19 protein-coding genes are annotated in these 15,544 nt (G+C 69.9%); 8 read left to right on the plus strand and 11 right to left on the minus strand.

The genetic code is table 11. The features are described from left to right. Positions 1 to 435 precede the first annotated feature (435 nt). Complete coding sequence (locus tag EFK10_RS51790) at positions 436 to 564, minus strand: hypothetical protein (protein WP_265737457.1); 129 nt, start codon at positions 562 to 564, stop codon at positions 436 to 438. 181 nt (positions 565 to 745) lie between these two features. Between EFK10_RS51790 and EFK10_RS00095 the strand changes: the two genes are divergently transcribed. Further along, on the plus strand, positions 746 to 1,003 hold the full coding sequence (locus tag EFK10_RS00095; protein WP_240676873.1) for a hypothetical protein: 258 nt from the start codon (positions 746 to 748) through the stop codon (positions 1,001 to 1,003). 335 nt (positions 1,004 to 1,338) lie between these two features. Here the strand turns inward: EFK10_RS00095 and EFK10_RS00100 are convergent, their stop codons facing one another. Further along, complete coding sequence (locus tag EFK10_RS00100; RefSeq protein WP_127353758.1) at positions 1,339 to 1,572, minus strand: hypothetical protein; 234 nt, start codon at positions 1,570 to 1,572, stop codon at positions 1,339 to 1,341. Positions 1,573 to 1,702: 130 nt separating this feature from the next. Next, complete coding sequence (locus EFK10_RS00105) at positions 1,703 to 2,173, minus strand: hypothetical protein (protein WP_240676874.1); 471 nt, start codon at positions 2,171 to 2,173, stop codon at positions 1,703 to 1,705. A gap of 186 nt (positions 2,174 to 2,359) precedes the next feature. Between EFK10_RS00105 and EFK10_RS00110 the strand changes: the two genes are divergently transcribed. Beyond that, on the plus strand, positions 2,360 to 2,656 hold the full coding sequence (locus tag EFK10_RS00110) for a GYD domain-containing protein (RefSeq protein ID WP_127353759.1): 297 nt from the start codon (positions 2,360 to 2,362) through the stop codon (positions 2,654 to 2,656). A 23-nt stretch (positions 2,657 to 2,679) separates the two neighbouring features. Here EFK10_RS00110 and EFK10_RS00115 read toward each other — a convergent pair whose 3' ends face one another. Both EFK10_RS00115 and EFK10_RS00125 read right to left on the minus strand, forming a co-directional pair. Next, positions 2,680 to 3,063, minus strand: coding sequence for a hypothetical protein (locus EFK10_RS00115; RefSeq protein ID WP_127353760.1), 384 nt, complete (start codon positions 3,061 to 3,063; stop codon positions 2,680 to 2,682). 540 nt (positions 3,064 to 3,603) lie between these two features. After that, positions 3,604 to 4,674 (minus strand): carboxylate-amine ligase, encoded by a 1,071-nt coding sequence (locus EFK10_RS00125; protein ID WP_240676875.1) that lies wholly within the window; start codon positions 4,672 to 4,674, stop codon positions 3,604 to 3,606. 478 nt (positions 4,675 to 5,152) lie between these two features. Between EFK10_RS00125 and EFK10_RS00130 the strand changes: the two genes are divergently transcribed. The 3 genes from EFK10_RS00130 (at position 5,153) to EFK10_RS48375 (ending at position 7,772) form a co-directional block, all read left to right on the plus strand. Beyond that, positions 5,153 to 5,356, plus strand: coding sequence for a cold-shock protein (locus tag EFK10_RS00130; RefSeq protein ID WP_127353763.1), 204 nt, complete (start codon positions 5,153 to 5,155; stop codon positions 5,354 to 5,356). 389 nt (positions 5,357 to 5,745) lie between these two features. After that, positions 5,746 to 6,768: a S8 family serine peptidase gene (locus EFK10_RS51795; protein WP_127353764.1), complete on the plus strand. Its 1,023-nt coding sequence runs from the start codon at positions 5,746 to 5,748 to the stop codon at positions 6,766 to 6,768. A gap of 389 nt (positions 6,769 to 7,157) precedes the next feature. Further along, a complete protein-coding gene (locus EFK10_RS48375; protein WP_206305242.1) occupies positions 7,158 to 7,772 on the plus strand; it encodes a hypothetical protein in 615 nt (204 codons plus the stop codon). A 573-nt stretch (positions 7,773 to 8,345) separates the two neighbouring features. Here EFK10_RS48375 and EFK10_RS00145 read toward each other — a convergent pair. The 3 genes from EFK10_RS00145 to EFK10_RS00155 all read right to left on the minus strand — a co-directional run bounded on the left by EFK10_RS00145 (position 8,346) and on the right by EFK10_RS00155 (position 11,551). Then, entirely contained in the window at positions 8,346 to 10,415 is a 2,070-nt protein-coding gene (locus EFK10_RS00145) for an ATP-binding SpoIIE family protein phosphatase (RefSeq protein WP_127353765.1), read from the minus strand. Beyond that, positions 10,415 to 11,026: an MEDS domain-containing protein gene (locus EFK10_RS00150; protein WP_127353766.1), complete on the minus strand. Its 612-nt coding sequence runs from the start codon at positions 11,024 to 11,026 to the stop codon at positions 10,415 to 10,417. Before EFK10_RS00150 ends, EFK10_RS00145 begins: the two co-directional genes overlap by 1 nt. 249 nt (positions 11,027 to 11,275) lie before the next feature. Beyond that, positions 11,276 to 11,551 (minus strand): hypothetical protein, encoded by a 276-nt coding sequence (locus tag EFK10_RS00155; protein ID WP_127353767.1) that lies wholly within the window; start codon positions 11,549 to 11,551, stop codon positions 11,276 to 11,278. A 478-nt stretch (positions 11,552 to 12,029) separates the two neighbouring features. Here EFK10_RS00155 and EFK10_RS00160 point away from each other — a divergent pair, with 478 nt between their 5' ends. Further along, positions 12,030 to 12,359, plus strand: a complete 330-nt coding sequence (locus EFK10_RS00160) for a hypothetical protein (protein WP_127353768.1) — start codon at positions 12,030 to 12,032, stop codon at positions 12,357 to 12,359. A gap of 78 nt (positions 12,360 to 12,437) precedes the next feature. Here EFK10_RS00160 and EFK10_RS00165 read toward each other — a convergent pair whose 3' ends face one another. The 3 genes from EFK10_RS00165 to EFK10_RS00175 form a co-directional block, all read right to left on the minus strand. Next, on the minus strand, positions 12,438 to 12,749 hold the full coding sequence (locus tag EFK10_RS00165; RefSeq protein ID WP_127353769.1) for a GNAT family N-acetyltransferase: 312 nt from the start codon (positions 12,747 to 12,749) through the stop codon (positions 12,438 to 12,440). 21 nt (positions 12,750 to 12,770) lie between these two features. Beyond that, positions 12,771 to 13,085, minus strand: coding sequence for an STAS domain-containing protein (locus EFK10_RS46825; protein ID WP_206305243.1), 315 nt, complete (start codon positions 13,083 to 13,085; stop codon positions 12,771 to 12,773). A 307-nt stretch (positions 13,086 to 13,392) separates the two neighbouring features. After that, positions 13,393 to 13,629: a hypothetical protein gene (locus tag EFK10_RS00175; protein ID WP_127353771.1), complete on the minus strand. Its 237-nt coding sequence runs from the start codon at positions 13,627 to 13,629 to the stop codon at positions 13,393 to 13,395. A gap of 292 nt (positions 13,630 to 13,921) precedes the next feature. On the opposite strand from EFK10_RS00175, the gene EFK10_RS00180 reads away from it, so the two are divergent. Then, positions 13,922 to 14,968 (plus strand): hypothetical protein, encoded by a 1,047-nt coding sequence (locus EFK10_RS00180; protein ID WP_127353772.1) that lies wholly within the window; start codon positions 13,922 to 13,924, stop codon positions 14,966 to 14,968. Positions 14,969 to 14,997: 29 nt separating this feature from the next. Further along, on the plus strand, positions 14,998 to 15,231 hold the full coding sequence (locus EFK10_RS00185; protein WP_127353773.1) for a hypothetical protein: 234 nt from the start codon (positions 14,998 to 15,000) through the stop codon (positions 15,229 to 15,231). Positions 15,232 to 15,544 lie beyond the last annotated feature (313 nt).

Here is a 15,544-nt window from a genome sequence, read left to right on the forward strand (position 1 = left end):
GCCGGGGCAAGATGATTGGCGGTGCAGGGCAATGGGTGCGAGGAGTGTGAGAGGTGCGAGAAGGCTCGTCACCTCCATACCTCCGGTCCGCCTCCCCGCCACTTCACGAACGTCGGGTCGGTCACGCTGACGGTGTCGGGGTCTATTCCGGCGCGACGTAAGAACTCCAGGAGATCGGCCAGGCGGCGCGCACACCCGACGTGCACCCTGCGGATTGAGACCCGCCGATGACCCGAGACCGGGGGATGCACGATTACTGGGGGCTCGTCAGCATTCATGCACCCAGCGTGCCGTTCCCTTCCACCCCGTGCCCGGCCGATGCCCCAATCCGGTAGTCCCGGCCCCGTTCTCGTATACCTACGGCCAGGTGCGTGTATCTGAGAGTGATGCTCTGGGATCTGGTCCCGTGGTGGTTCTGGTCCCGGTGGTGTCCCGTCAGGTGGTGTAGGGGATCAAGGCGAGAAGGCGCAGGTCGCGCACGCAGTGGGCCTGTACGCGGCTGCCATGAAACTCACGAACCGTCAGCACCATGCTGTCGTGAATGCCGAGCGCCATGAGGTCCATGAGCCTGACCTCGGATCACGCGGCGACCAAGAAGGTAAGGGCGGTCCCGGCGCCAACTCTGACTGATGAATCGTCAGGCCGATACGGGTCTCGGGCGCCCCGATCTCGGCCGTGACCTGCCCGTTCTCGCCTTGATCGGGTACACCACTTGGTGGGACACGATCCGCCCGATGATCGGCGGATGGGCGTGTCAGTCTGGTCGCTTGTGCTGCCGCGACTGCCCTACCTCGCCGTGTCGAACGTGTTCGCCCTCATACGGCTGCTGCCGAAAAACGATGTGGACAAGGACATCGAGATACTGACGCTGCGCCACCAGCTGGCCGTCCTGCAGCGGCAGATCGACAGGCCACGCGTCACCCCGGCGGATCGCGCTTTGCTGGCCACACCCGGCGCGGGAACGGTCGTCTGCCATCCCCGGGCGTGCAACGCCGCCCCGTGACGGCTCTCCTGCGGTCGCGCGTGCGCGTGATCCGGGCGCCGGTGCGCTGATGTCCCGAACGTCCCCGGCGTGCCTTCGCCGCCGCGCCGGGGACGCACTTTCGTCGTGGGCCGGGGCGTCGGGGCGCGGCCCGGCCCACTTCAAAGGGTCTGGAGGGGTTTCAGTATCCGCCGGGGCCGGCCAGGTGCAGTTGGTCCACCAGGGCCTGCTGCACCGGCGGTGGTGAGCGGGGCGGGTTGCAACCGAGGACGGTACACGCAGGCGCTGCCGGAGCGCATCGGGCCGGCGTCGGCGGCGGGCCGGCCCGACGCACCACCTGTGCTCGGTTCATGCCCTCAGGCGTGATCGACCAGGTTCGCGTGACCCTTCACGCGCGCGCAGTGGGCGCAGCAGAACATCTGCCCATCCGCTTGCAGACCATGGCCCAGAATGCGGCACTGACAGTTATCGCAGATCGGCGCCAGCCTTTGGGCCGCGCACTCAAGGCTGTCGAAGGTATGCGCCCCTCCGGCGGTGCGCACCTCGAACGTCAGCTCGTAGTCGTTGCTGCAAACCTCACACACGGCCATAAACCACCTCGCTACACCGATGGGAGGGACGCCCGTACGGCCCGACACCCCGCCGCAAGAATGCAGGAAACCAGGCCCCGCCCTTCGGGCGCGCGAGGGGGTCCGCCCCCAAGTGGCTCACCGCAATCACTCAATCGGCTGTGGACTCCGGGCCGTGCCCTCTGCCCGACAGCCGCGACCAGGGCGGGCAGTGGCCCAGGCCGTACTGCGCCGACGCCGGACCATGGCCCACAAGACACCGCGGAAGGCGGTCTCCTCCAGCAGCACGGTGCCGCATCAGCATCCGCCACAGCAGTTGCCCGGCTGACAGGCCCGCGGCGCGCGCGTTCTGGAACGCCTCCCTGGTGGCTGGCACGGCAAGCCCCAGCAGGAGGACGGCCAGGACGGCGCCGACCAGGACCGGTGCCCACCGCAGCCCCCGCCGCAGGGCAGCCGCGTCGAGCCCGAGATCGGCACGGGTGAGACCGTCGCGGCGGGCGATCAGCAGCAGCGCCGCAGTCGCGGCCACGCAGGTGGGCACGTAGGCGCCGGGCGCGAACCAATTGTTGAGCAGGTTCGCGGCAACCAGGACGGCAACGGCGACTGCGCAGAACATCCGCATGGTGCCACCAGGATCCCCCGCTCCGCGCGCGAGCCCGATACAGAACGGGACTATTGAAACAAAGTGGGACGTATGAGGTGGCGGTCTACCGGGCACTCCGATTCATGAACGCTCGCCCGTCCGATCAGCCGGAGCGTGGGCCGCCACACCTCGCGGCACAGGTTCCGTCGCGGAGGTGGAAAGACCATGCCAACATACGTAACGCTTCTGAACTGGACCGATCAGGGGATCCGGAACTACGGGGAAACCACGCAGCGCTCCGCCGCCTTCGCCACGGCCCTGGAGGCGCTGGGGGGGCAGCTCGTGAACATGTACTGGACCGTCGGCCCGTACGACCTCGTCGCTGTCGTGGAGGCACCCGACGACGAAGCTGCCACCGCGGCGCTTCTGCAGGCCGGTGGGTTGGGCAACATCCGCTCCACGACCCTGCGTGCCTTCGACCGCGACGAGATCGACCGCATCATCGCCAAGGCCGCCAGCTGACCGTCGCTGACCGTTGCAGAGGTTCAGCCGTGGTCGCGGCGGCGGCGCAGCCGGTCGTTGTTCCACGCCAGCCCGCGATCCACTTGCTCACTGGTCAGGCCGGTGTCCTCCAGCATCTCGTCCACGGAGATCCCGGTGGGATGCGCATCCAGAGCGCGGCCCACCTTCCCGGCCCACTGCTCCTCTGCCACGAAAGGCCGGCGCCGGTACTCATCCTGAAGCTCGGCGAGATGCTCAGCGCAGCAGGCGGTCAGCAGGCGCTTGCCGTCCTGGTGCGCATCGGTGGCGTGGATGACCGAGGAGTCAGGCACCACGGCGTGGACCTCCGTGCCGTCGTAGATCACCGCCGCGCACGAGTCACACAGCTCCGGCCAGACCTCGTGGGTGCCGGCTTCAGCGTCGTCCATGTCTCCGGTCTACCGCTGAGCCTTCGGCCCTGCCACAGCAGAAGGGGGCCCAGCCAGTGCAAGGACCGAGGCTTCTCCGGCGGCACTACGGTAACCCGACCGAGCAGCGGACCGGCGGTTCACTGCACCACCGGCTGAACGGCGGCCCTGAGCACGGCGGTAAGCGCATCACGTGCCGCGATTGCCGGCGGCTCGGTACGGGCTGGGCGATGAGGAGCCGACGCCGATCCAGCGAGAGGCCATCCCTCCGCTGCTAGACCACAGCAACGGGCGCGACCTGGAGCGCGGCGTCGTGGACGACACCGGGGCGGGCGCCATCAGCTCCCCGTCACGACCGACCTTGACGACGACATCGCCGTCCACCTCGACGACCGCGTTCTGCCGAGGGCGATGAGCTTCGCGGTGCCGGACCCGTATCCCGCCACGGCGAGCACACCCCCGCGTGAGCTCTTCGTTGAACGCCATGCCGCAATGACCGCAGAGCCATGACAAGTCGCCCCGGCGCCCAGGCCCTGTCCGGGCCTGAGCTCAAAAGGACGCTCAGAAGGACAGGGTGCGGTCCACCGCTTCCCGTACGACCGCCGCCGCGCCCCGCTCCGCGTACACCGCGCGCTGCCACCGCGCACCGGTGCCGCGAGTGAGCAGCCGCTCGACCCCGGCCCGTACGGTGTCGAGGTCGCCGGCCTCCTCCAACGCGGCACCGGCGTGCTCGACGACCGCCTCGACCACCTCGCGGGCGGGCGCTGGCCGGTGCGTACACGGGTGCATCAGGGAGCCCTGGATCCCGGACCGGCAGGCCTGCCAGGCCGCGAGCCGCAGCACAGAGGCGCCGACGTCGGGGGCGGCCCGCCCGGCGGACCAGTCGCGGGCGGCCGTTTCGACCAGCCCCGGGACAAGCGCGGCGAGCAGCACCGCGTCCTCGGCGTCGGGGCATACGTCGCAGACCCGCACCTCGACGGTGGGGTAGGTGGCGGACAGGCGGACGTCGAAGTAGACCATGCCCTGGTCCAGCAGCGTGCCGGTGCCCAGCATCGCGCCGACCGCATGCCGGTAGCCGGCGGCCGATCCGAAGAGCTCGGGCGGCCCGGCGGTGGGCCACCGGCCGAAGACCTGGTAGCGGTAGCTGGCGTAGCCGGTGTCCCGCCCCTGCCAGAAGGGCGAATTGGTACTGAGGGCGAGCAGCGGGGCCAGCCACGGCCTTATCCGGTCGATGACGGCCACGCCCTCCTCATCCGAGGCGACCCCGACATGGATGTGGCAGCCGCAGGTCAGCTGCTCCTGCGCGGTGAGCCCGAACAGGTCGGCCATCCGGCGGTATCGGCCGCTCGGAGTGAGCTGCGGCGACACCGGCAGCGGTGAAGTGGCCAGCGCGGCCACCGCCGCGCCCTGCGCCCGGGCCAGCTCCGCCGCGCGCCCGCGCCAGGCGCACAGCTCACCGCGCAGCTGCTCCAGGGTCTCGCAGGGAAGCGTGTTGATCTCCAGTTGCTGCTGCTGCAACTCGGCCACCAGCGCGCCCTTCTCCCCTTCCAGCACAGCTCCGGCCACGGCGCGCGGTGTGAAACTCCCCGCGTCCACCAGCAGCAGTTCTTCCTCCACCCCTACCGTCCGCAGCACAAACAGCCAGTACCCACGCACGTGGGGGTTTATTGCTCCGGCCCCAGGTCGTGCGCCGGCCGTCAAAGCGCGCTGGATCAGGATGAAAGCGAAGGGCAGCACCCCCACTCCCACAGCGTCGACTGGCGAGCCGGCGCTGCACCCTGCTGGGTGCATGCGGTGTTTCGGTTCTTCTCCCGGCCACCCGAACCGGTCCGCGGACCGTACACGCGACCTCAGCCGCAACCAAGGTGAGCCGGTCGGAATGAAGCACCTCCCCGCAGGAAGCACGGGTCCGCTGCCAACTCCGGGCCCTCGCATAGTCGATATCGGACCTGCGGTGTAATGTCGCAATCAGAAGTCGTGGTTCCGAAGTCCCGTTCGCCCGTGATCACGATCACGGGCGAACGTGCTTTTCAGCCTTTCTCCGGACCAGACGATCACCTTTGGGCCCCGATTCCGCGGGTCCGTCCCAAGCCGTCCGAAGGAGACACTCATGGCCACCGGCACGGTGAAGTGGTTCAACGCCGAGAAGGGCTTCGGCTTCATCGAGCAGGACGGCGGCGGCGCCGACGTCTTCGCCCACTACTCCAACATCGACGCCCAGGGCTTCCGGGAACTCCAGGAAGGCCAGAAGGTCGAGTTCGACGTCACTCAGGGCCAAAAGGGCCCGCAGGCTGAGCACATCCGCCCGCTGTAGCACACGCCCTGACTTCGTCGGCTCCCCTGCAGCCGAGCTCATTCCCCGTCCAGCCTCCGATGGGCCTGGACCCTGCTCGATGCCACCGGCATCCACGCGATGAGCGCCCGCGTCGTCGACGACGGCGATCCTGCCCGCCACGACCACTTCCCCCATCACGGCTCCCTGCGCCCGGGGCCCAACCCTAGATCGGGCATTCAAGGAAGGCCAGGCGTCACATATGAAGGGCGGGAAACCCTTGAGATCGGCGGTCGACGAGCCGCGGGCCGGCGGACACCCCGGCCACCGTCCTGGCGCTGTATGTGCGTCCGGCGGGCGGGTACTGGCCGGCCCCAGTCGACCGCCCGCACCTGCCAGAAACCCCTGAGGAGGGGGAGGCGGTCATCGAGGTGCGTTCGCTGGCGGAGACGTTCGAGGGGTTCCCGGACCGGCCGCTGGCCGGCTGGGGCGTGCAGGCGATGCGGCTGCACCAGATCCCGCCGACCTACCGCGGCCACGGCATCAAGATCGCCCTCATGGACTCGGGGATCGACGCCCACCCGGATCTGAAGGACACCATCCGGGCCGGTTACGACTTCACCGGCGGCCCACGCGATGCCTGGCAGGTGGACGCGACCGGGCAGGGCACCCGGTGCGCCGGGATCATCGCAGCGGCGGACAACCGCACCGGGATCACCGGCATCGCTGCCGAGGCCGAACTCCACGCCCTCAAGCTGTTCCCGCACGGCCGGGTCAGTGACCTGCTGCAGGCCCTGGACTACTGCATCACCCACGACATCGACATCGCCCAGATCAACCTCGGCTGCCAGGCCCCGTCGCAGCTGGCCGCATGGAAGCTGCTGGACGCGCACGCCGCCGGGATCGCGGTCATCGCCCCGGCCGGCGACACCGCAGGCCCGGTCGCCTTCCCCACCGGCCTGCCCACCGTGCTGGCCGTCGGCGCCCTGGCGCACACCGGCACGTCCCCCGCCGGCAGCCCGCAGGCCGCCGGCGGGCCGGTGTGGCCGGGCCCGTACCCGCCCGCCTTCACCCCCACCGGTCGCCGACCTCGTCGCCCCCGGCACCGCCATCGTCACCACCGCGCCCGGCGACACCTACACCGTCGCCGACGGCACCGCCATCGCCGCCGCCCACATCACCGGCCTCGCCGCGATCCTCCTCGCCCACCACGACGACCTGCGCACCCGCCCCCGCACCGCCGCCCGCGTCAGCTACCTGCTCACCCTTCTCCGCACCGCCTGCCAACCCGTCCCCGGCGCCGACCCGGCCCGCACCGGCACCGGACTGCCCGACGGCCCCACCGCCCTCGGCCAAGGCGCCCCGCTCACCACCGCCGGACAGCAGCAGGCCCTGGCCGACCAACTGCACCCGGCCGGCCCCGGCGGATACTGAAACCCCTCCACACCCTTTGACGTGGGCCGGGCCGCACCCCCTGGCGACCAGACTGATCGCGTCTCCGGACGCTCGGGACTTCCTCGCTCACGAGCTGACCGTGGCAGCCGGCCAGCGTGACGCTGGGCATCGCGGAATCGACCAGACTCATGGCAAGGACCTCGGGGAGCGCGACGCCAATAGGCGTCTGAGTTCGTCTGGCCGCGGTCCCCGGGAGGGCGTGGTGACCTAAGCGGGCGCCGCGGTTGAGGAAGCGAACGGACAGGCGCCGGGGCCGTTCGACGGCCAACCTCCTTGGGCCGAGGTACGGCCCGGCGCCTGCCGTTGCCGCAGCTCGCCCGGTCAGACACGTCGGACCGAACGGGCTCAAGTCCTCGCGGCGCGGCCGAGCGCTGGCACGATGTCCGTCATGCAGTCGCTCCCGGTCCCCTGCCCCGCCGGCCAGATCCCGGACGCCACCGGGATCGCCGCGTTCAACGCCGCATACGAGGCGGCGCAGGGAGCGGGCGCGGTGTTCGTCTGCATCGCACGCAGCGGACAACGCTGGACGGTGAAGGCCGACACCTTCACGGCCCCGGCCCACGTGGTCGACGAGGCCGCTGCCGCCGCCATCCGCGAAGCTGCCATCCGGCTAATCCGCGACCGCACGGTCCGCCCCGGATCGGCGGTGGGGCCGGCTTACGTCGTGCTGTACGACTTGGTGGGCGAGGACCGCGCTCGCGAACTCGCGGCCGCGCTGCACGCAGCCCTCTACGGCGACCTGGAACCGCTGGCCTCTGCTTGGTGTTGCCCTCGGGGTGGTGTCGCGCGCCCCTTCCCCGCCAGGCATGCGTCGGGTGGTGTAGGGGATCAAGGCGAGAAGGCGCAGGTCGCGCGCGCAGTGGGCCTGTACGCGGCTGCCATGCAACTGACGAACCGTCAGCTTCACGCTGTCGTGAATGCCGAGAGCCATGAGGTCCATGAGCCTGACCTCGGGTCATGCGGCGACCAAGAAGGTAAGGGCGGTTCCCGGCGCCGACTCTGACTGACGAATCGTCAGGCCGAGACGGGTCTCGGGCGCCCCGATCTCGGCCGTGACCTGCCCGTTCTCACCTTGATCGGGTACACCACTTGCTGGGACGCGATCGCCCTCGGCGTCTGTCTCGATGTCGGGACTTCGTTGCGCCTGCCGTACCAGAGGTTGAGGGTGACGCGACGGGCCGCCGGTGTGCTCGACCATCCAGTCGCAGGTTGACCACGGTACGGCCGTTGTGGGTGCGGACCTGGGGGTTAGATGGTCATGCGGAACTCCGGTGCGTACTGCTCGCACGGGCCGGCTGCTCGTGCGCGGGAAACACTCCTTTCCTTTGGTGGGTTGGAGTGCCGATGGCCGGTGAGACGTTCGGCCGGGGTTGCCGCCCCGGGCCGGCACCTCCTGGGAGGTGCCTCTCGCCGGCTATCAATCGTGTGGGTCAGCCTCTGCGGGCGCACAACGGGGCTGGAACGAAGGAAGCGTCTCAGGCAGGCGAAGCTCGAGGCCGATCCAGGCCCGGCGTGAGGTGGTACGGGGTGAAGTTCGCATGCAACTGGTCGCAGCAGCAGATGGCGGTCACGGGGATCAACCTGGTGTCGATCGCGCTGACGGAAGGTTCTGTTCGGCCCAGATGATCTTGCCGGTTGTGGTGTAGCGGGTGCCCCAGCGCCGAGTGAACTGCGCGACGAGGAACAGACCGCGGCCGCCTTCGTCGGTGGTGCGGGCGTGCCGCAGGTGAGGTGAGGTGCTGTTGCCGTCCGAGACCTCGCAGATCAGGACGTCCTGCCGGATCAGGCGTAGGCGGATGGGCTCCATACCGTAGCGGATGGCATTGGTAACCAGTTCGCTGACGATGAGTTCGGTGGTGAACCCCAGGTCGTCCAGGCCCCATGCTGTGAGCTGCGCGCTGACCAGGTTCCGGGCGCTCGCGACGACTGCGGGGTCGGCGGCCAGGTCCCAGGAGGCGACCTGGTCCCGGCCCAGGACATGGGTGCGGGCGAGGAGCAGGACCACATCGTCGGACGGCGGGCTGGTCAGCATGGCCCGGACGGCGCCACCGCAGACCGCATCCAGTGTGGTGCCGGGCCGGGCGAGAGCCTCTCCCAGCCGGGAGATTTCCGCGTCGATGTCCTGACTGCAGGATCCGAGGAGGCCATCGGTGTACAGGGCGATCAACGTGTCCTCGGGCAGTTCGATTTCGGCGGATTCATAGGGCAGGGTCCCGAGTCCGAGTGGTGGTCCGGCCGGCACGTCGGGGACGGTGACGGTGCCGTCCGGCCGGACGAGGGCAGGCGGCAGGTGGCCGGCGCGAGCCATCGTGCACCGCTGGGTGACTGGGTCGTAGACGGCGTACAAGCACCTGGCTCCCATGGCCTCGGCTGCCTCGGCCTCCTCGCCGTCGCCTTCCTCTTCCACGAGGCTGACGACCAGGTCGTCCAGATGGGCCAGCAGCTCGTCGGGGGGGAAATCGAGGTCGGCGAGCGTGCGTACGGCCGTACGAAGCAGCCCCATGGTGGCCGCCGCGTTGATCCCGTGGCCGACCACGTCGCCTACGGCCAGGGCGACCCGGGCCCCGGAGAGGGGGATGATGTCGAACCAGTCGCCGCCCACACCAAGCGGGGCGCCCGCCGGAAGGTAGCACGATGCCACCTCCAACGCGCTCCCGCCGGTCAGCCCATGTGGCAGGAGGCTGTGCTGCAACGCCAGGGATGCTGTGCGCTGGGCGAGCTCCATGGACAAGACGGTGGCGCCATGCTCGAGCGCGATCTGCTCCTGGTCCCCGGCCGTCCCGGCGGGGTCCACCAGCGCCAGCACGCCAAGTACGTCGGCACCGGGGCTGGCAATGGCCATGAGCCGGCCGCCCTCCCGGACCGGCCGCCCCGCGCGCAGGGCGCGGCGCAGCATCTGATCACGCCGATTCCGCGGATCTCTCGGGTAGGGGTCGGGGCGGTTCGGGCCTGCCCACGCCCGCAGGTTTCCGTAGCGGTCCTCGACCGCGACCGGGTACCCGGTGAGTTCGTGCACGGCACGAGCGATCCCTTCCTGCCCCTCCCCGGCCACCGCGACCCGTGTCAACCGGTCGTGTATCCGGGTGGTGTGTTCCAGCGCTCCCACGGCCTCGGCCAGCGCGGCATTCGCGCTGCGCAGCTTCTTCGCAGTCGCCCGTTCTCTCGCGTGCAGCCGGGTGTTGGCCAGCGCCACCCCGGTCTGCTGGGCGAGCACGCGCAGCAGGAACTGCGTGGCCCGGGAGGGCACCTCGGCCGCCGACACCACACAGTAACCGGTGTGCTCCTGAAGGCTGCGCAGCGTCAGGGCCCAGCCCCACGCCTGGTCCGGGATCGTGACCGCCCCGCCACTGGGACCGAGAGCGCACAGCTGTGCCTCGATATCGGCCCGCACACCTTCCGAGGACACATGCGTAACGTCGGCTTGCCACCCGTCCTCGCCGAGGTACACGCCCACCATGCGGCACCGGCTGAGAGACGAAACGGTAGTAGCCGCAAGGTGAAGGATCTTAGCCTCGCTTTCGCTCTCGGTCATCACCATCGAGAGCATGAGCAGACCCTGCAGGTTCGACAGTTGGTCGCGTAGCTGCATATCCCCGGCGGTGCCCTCGGCGGGAACGGCGGTGCCCTCGGCGGGAACGATCGACATCACTGCCTGAGGGCGAGGAACTCGTCCGGGTCGAGGTAGTAGGGGTTGTCGAGCACCATGCCCCCGATGAGGATCTTGGGATGGGTCTTGAGCACGTCCACCAGGAACGCGCCGCTGAACCGGTCGAGCTCGTACATGCAGAGGGTTACCTGCGGATAGCGTGGCAAGAACTGGTTCAGCCTCGCCTCGTACCTCGCCAGCTCCTCGATGTGGGGCATGTAGCTCAGCGCCCAGGTCGCCTCGCCGATCGCACGGGTGAAGCCGAACCCGTCCTGGCGGGTTGCGTCGCTGCTGTGCTTCCAGAACTCCAGCATCTTCTCGGTGGAAAAGGCACCATCGCGCAGATAGGTGTCCTGCGAGCGGTGCACCTCCAGCTGTCGTTGATCCAAGGCCGATGCGAGATCGATCTCGGTGCCAAGGGCATCGAGTACCGCCTCAGGGTCAGTGGCGTCCACAAGGCAGATGCACTTGTGGTCGGCCTGCAGACCTTCGAGCAGGTAAGGGATCAGGATCTCGTCGCGGTCCGCCAGGCTCGGGTAGAAGACACACACGTGATCACCCGGGGAAACCTGGAGGCCGGAAGGCCCCACGGCTATGGAGTCGAGTAGCATCCGTATCGCTTCCTCTCTCACAGCCAGCATAGTGCGAGGGAGCTGCTCCGACTTGTGTGGATTCCGCGGCCGTGTTATCGGCGAACGGCCACCTCAGGCCCCTGGTACAGCCTCCGCGCCCCGGCATACGTGGTCCTTCATTGCGGGCGGCCGTGCAGTGCAGTGCAGCGGGACCCTTCGCGGTGTTGCAGCCGGGCCAGCAGCAGGGTCCGGGGAGATCGTCGACCGGGCGGGTTTTGCCTGCGAGGGTCAGTTTCCGGTTGCCGAGATCGATGTCGTCGAGGTGGAGCTCACGGATGGACTTGGGCGGGCCGCGTGAACGGCGACCAGGGCGAGCGCGAGGCGGGCGGCCGGTGTGATCGCGGCGGCCGTGGCCCGGTCGATCTCCTGCGGCAACAGTGGCTGGATGAGGTTCAGCGGCCGCTGGCCGATGGGGATGTACTGCTCAGGTTCGGGGTCGTTGCAACACCGCTGCTCTGCAGCGAGAGTAGGTGATCGTTGAGCGCTTCTGCGGGAGTTCGCCATCCGAGTGTCTTGCGGGGTCGGGTGTTGAGGGCGGGGGCGCGCGCCTACTTCCCGCACCCGCGGGGATGGTCCCGAGGCGGCCGCCGCCCAGTCGTCCCTGCCGCCATCATCGAGTGCTTGCCGGGCTTGCGCGATGAAGTCACCCAGAGCTTCGCTGACACGCGATGCTCAACCACCAGAACTGCCGCCCCTCGACCTGGTAGAGGGGCGCCGTGCCGACCGGGGCCCACATGTCGTGGACCAGCCGCCGCTGCCCTCGCCGCGCCGCTCTGCCCTCGCGGATGCCGCACCGCCACCACTCCTTACGGATGGGCTGCGCCACCGGAGGGGGATCGCAGCGCGGGCATGTCAGGGATTGGGGTGGTGGTGCGGCACCAGCCGCACTCGTGTGACGGTTCCGGCATGGGGCTGCCTGGTGTCACCCGGTCGGCCCTGGTGTCCCTGGTGTCCCTGGCCGGGCCATTCTACGATCCCGGATGTGGACGACACCGATGGGGACGACGCCTTCGACTTCCCGGCCGATCTCCTGCAGTTGCAGGGCGAGCTGGACGGGGTGCGGCGTGCGCTGGCGCGGTGGCCGCGGGCCTTGTCCGGTCTGGGTGGTGACGAGCAGCGGGTGATTGACATGTTGTGGGCCCGGCAGGCGCAGTTGTCCGCTGCCGTGGCCGAGCATCCGTTCTTCGCGGGCCGGGACACCTACGAGTGGGTCAAGGCTTATCTGGCGCTGCAGCGGGCGAGCCGGGCGCTGGTTATGGGTGCCCGCGCTGCCGCGTCGCCGGATGGCGTGGCAGTTACCCGTCCGGGCTAATCGCTGGGGCTGGAACGGGGGGGTTTCTGGTGAGTGCTGGCCGGGCGGGGCGGGGCGCTGCAGTGCGGGGCGAACGATTCACGTCCGCGGGCTCGCGGCCGCATCGTCGGCGGTGCGCCGAGGTTCAGGGACGGCGGGTGAAGGACCAGAGCCGGTCCAGTTCGGTGAAGCCCATGTTGTCGTAGAGCCGGTGGTGGCGGTGCGGTCGTGCTCGGGGTCGCCGGGCGGGGCGTCGTTGTCGACGTAGGCGATCACCTCGCGGGCGCCCGCGGCGGCCAGGCGCGTGAGGCACTGCCCGAGCAGCAGGCGGCCGGGTCCGCGGCCGCGGTGCGCGGGGTGGGTGCTGATCCACCACAGCACGCCGTTGAGCGGCAGAACAGCCCTCTTCACGTCACCCTGCGACCATCGTCGTTACTCGATCGTGAACGCACCGCCGGTGTGCGACAGGCGAAGAAGCCGGGCCAGAGAGCGCGGCACTGCGCGCAGGTGCAGGTCGGCGCCGCCGGCTCTCGCGGCGCGGGCGGCGCTCAGCAGCGCGCCCAGCCCGGCGCAGTCGCAGAAGGTCAGGCCGGACAAGTCGACGGCGACGTGCTGGTGCGTGGTGACGGCGGCGAGCAGGGCGGTCCGGACGTCGGCAGCGGTGGCGACGTCGAGTTCCCCGGCCACCGTCACCCGACAGCTGTCGGGTCCGGTGGCATGCACGGCAACATCGATCGTCTCGAACACCGGCGCCCCCAGATGCGATGGCGGGCACGGATGGATGGGTGCGTATCCAGGAAACGCCTGATCAGACGCCCTGTATACACCCGAGGGTGCGCTGCGCGGGGACCTGGGGCGGCTGCCGCGTGCGGTGGCCGCGTTCGAGGTCGGGAACGTCACCGCCATGCTGCTGATCCTGCGCCCGAGGCCCCCCGGCCACAGCAAAGGACGCGGCCATCCCATCATTCGCCATGAGGGCACCGGGCCGCGGGAGTGGCCGCGGGAGACCTTCAGGGTGACCTGTCGTGTGTCCTGCCGTCACCGCAGGACACGGTCACGTGGCGGCGCGGTCGGCAGCTGTGGTGACGGTCGTGCGTTCTTGGTGGCGGCGCTCGAGGTCGAGTACCTGCCGGGCGAAATCGGGGTCGGCCGCGCGCAGCCGGGTGCGGATCTCGCCGGCCTTCATGGAGTCGTCAACGGGCCACGCATACCGCTGTAGGGGGTCATGGCCGCCGCTGCGGGTGCGGTTCTTCCCTGTCTGGCGGACGCACCCGCAGCTGTCGCCCGGCACGGCAGGCGCTGCCCGTGGGCTGTGGCACGTTAACTGCGCGACGCGCCTGGGCCGCTGCCCATGCCGCTACCGGCCTGCGCCATTCACCCGGATGGGCTAATGGATATCCCCGGAGGCGCGCCGCCTGGTTCCCGGGAAGCCCGCCGCCACAGGGATCCGCCGGCCTTCGCCCGAATCCGCTCGTTGCGCGGACCGGAGTCGCTCCCCGCAGGATGGTCGGGGGAGCCGGCCGCGAGGACGTGCCCGGCGGGCAGCGTCCCTCGCACCGCCCGACACTCTCAAGGGACATGCGATGACAGTGACGACGGATGTGCTCATACCGGCGTTGGAGGACGTGTGCGGAGCCCACGCTGCGGTCGTCGACCGCTTCTGGTCCATCGCCCCTGCCGGTGCGGAGCGGCACATTGCCGAGGTGAAGGACCACATCGCCGGTATCGACCGCCATGTGAGCGAACTGCGCCCGGACCGGCCACTTCGGGACACCGGCGAACTGGTCCGGATCATCGCCGAAGGGGTCGTCCGCACCTCCGCGCTGCCGCTCCAGGTCGGTGCGCGGATCGCGGAGGGGATCGTGCGCGGTCCCCGCCCGGTCGACGAGCGCCGGCTGCTGCGCAACGCCGAGGACGAGTACGCGATCGCGGCCCGGGCGCTGGCGGCCTGCCGCGTCGGGCAGAGCATCGCCGAACAGGCCCACGACCAGGCCGCCGTCGACCTGCTCGCCTCACTGCGCCGCCAGGACGAGCAGCTGCTGGAAGCTTTGGAGGACAGCCTCGCCGAACACGCCCGGGCCGTGGCACCCACCGACGACGGCCGCCCGGCACCCACCGACGGCGGCCTGGCCGGAGCGGCCGCCCGGGCCGTGCGCACCACCGCAGGCCGGATCGGCGAGGCCGCCCGGAGCGCCGGGCAGCACACGGCACGCATCGCGTCCGGCGCGGCCGGCCGGGTGCCCGGCGTGACCAGGATGGCCGAGGAAATCCGGGGGGCCGCCTCCCGGGAGGAGGACCTGCCGATCCCCGGGTACGGCCGGCTCTGCGACACCGACGTCATCCAGCGGCTGCGGCTGCTCTCCCCGAGCGATCTGGCCGTCGTCGAAGGATACGAGCGCGCCCACGCCGCACGGCCCGCGGTCCTGAGCGCCATCGACGGGCTGAACGCCATCGAGCGGCTGCGCGGCGGCGAGCCGTGGGACGACTACGACGCCATGACCGCCGACCAGATCAGCAGCTGGCTGAAGACCGCCGGCTCCGCCCTGGCCCGGCAGGTCCTGGAGTACGAACAGAGCCACCAACGGCGCGAGGCGGTCATCACCGCCGCCACCCAGCGCACCAGCACCTGACAACACCCGCACACGGAGGAGGAACCGCCATGACCAGCAGCACCGAAACCGGCCAGGCCACCGGCACCAAGGACAAGGACTACAACCTGATCTGGTACATCGACGCCTGCCTGAGCAACGCGCTGCGCATGGAAATCTACGTCCAGGACGCGGAACGGGAGAACGACAGTGAACTCGCGGAGCTGTTCCGCAAGGCGCAGGCCGACAGCCGCAAGGGCGCGGAACTGGGCAAGCAGCTGCTGCGGAGCCGACTAGGCAGCTGAAGGCCGGCGCGTGCTCGTGGTGGCTCGACGGCGACGGCCAGTTTTGGGCCCGGCTGGAACCGCTGGTCACGCTGCTGGACGTGGAAGCCCGCTGAAACCGCCCCTGTACAGCACGAACGCCGGGTTCCAATCCGGCGGGGGTTCCCAGCGCTACGTCTTCCGTACCCCAGAGGGTCCGGATCTTCAAATGTGCCGCCGCCGGGGCCTTCCCTCAACCCCGATCCACCGGTTGGTGATCGCGGGTGGTCTGGGGTCGGAACGCAGAAGTGCCTCGTGACCTGCGATGATGGGAGTTCTTCAGGCTTCCAGCACG

The sequence above is a fragment of the Streptomyces soli genome, assembly GCF_003999195.1.
Classification (GTDB): Bacteria; Actinomycetota; Actinomycetes; order Streptomycetales; family Streptomycetaceae; genus Actinacidiphila; species Actinacidiphila soli.

Excerpts from the sequence above, each read along its gene's own strand:
- EFK10_RS51790 (WP_265737457.1), bottom strand. The coding sequence starts at position 564 with ATGGACCTCATGGCGCTCGGCATTCACGACAGCATGGTGCTGACGGTT.
- EFK10_RS00095 (WP_240676873.1), top strand. The coding sequence starts at position 746 with ATGGGCGTGTCAGTCTGGTCGCTTGTGCTGCCGCGACTGCCCTACCTC.
- EFK10_RS00100 (WP_127353758.1), bottom strand. The coding sequence starts at position 1,572 with ATGGCCGTGTGTGAGGTTTGCAGCAACGACTACGAGCTGACGTTCGAG.
- EFK10_RS00105 (WP_240676874.1), bottom strand. The coding sequence starts at position 2,173 with ATGCGGATGTTCTGCGCAGTCGCCGTTGCCGTCCTGGTTGCCGCGAAC.
- EFK10_RS00110 (WP_127353759.1), top strand. The coding sequence starts at position 2,360 with ATGCCAACATACGTAACGCTTCTGAACTGGACCGATCAGGGGATCCGG.
- EFK10_RS00115 (WP_127353760.1), bottom strand. The coding sequence starts at position 3,063 with ATGGACGACGCTGAAGCCGGCACCCACGAGGTCTGGCCGGAGCTGTGT.
- EFK10_RS00130 (WP_127353763.1), top strand. The coding sequence starts at position 5,153 with ATGGCCACCGGCACGGTGAAGTGGTTCAACGCCGAGAAGGGCTTCGGC.
- EFK10_RS48375 (WP_206305242.1), top strand. The coding sequence starts at position 7,158 with ATGCAGTCGCTCCCGGTCCCCTGCCCCGCCGGCCAGATCCCGGACGCC.
- EFK10_RS00145 (WP_127353765.1), bottom strand. The coding sequence starts at position 10,415 with ATGTCGATCGTTCCCGCCGAGGGCACCGCCGTTCCCGCCGAGGGCACC.
- EFK10_RS00150 (WP_127353766.1), bottom strand. The coding sequence starts at position 11,026 with ATGCTACTCGACTCCATAGCCGTGGGGCCTTCCGGCCTCCAGGTTTCC.
- EFK10_RS00155 (WP_127353767.1), bottom strand. The coding sequence starts at position 11,551 with ATGGCGAACTCCCGCAGAAGCGCTCAACGATCACCTACTCTCGCTGCA.
- EFK10_RS00180 (WP_127353772.1), top strand. The coding sequence starts at position 13,922 with ATGACAGTGACGACGGATGTGCTCATACCGGCGTTGGAGGACGTGTGC.
- EFK10_RS00185 (WP_127353773.1), top strand. The coding sequence starts at position 14,998 with ATGACCAGCAGCACCGAAACCGGCCAGGCCACCGGCACCAAGGACAAG.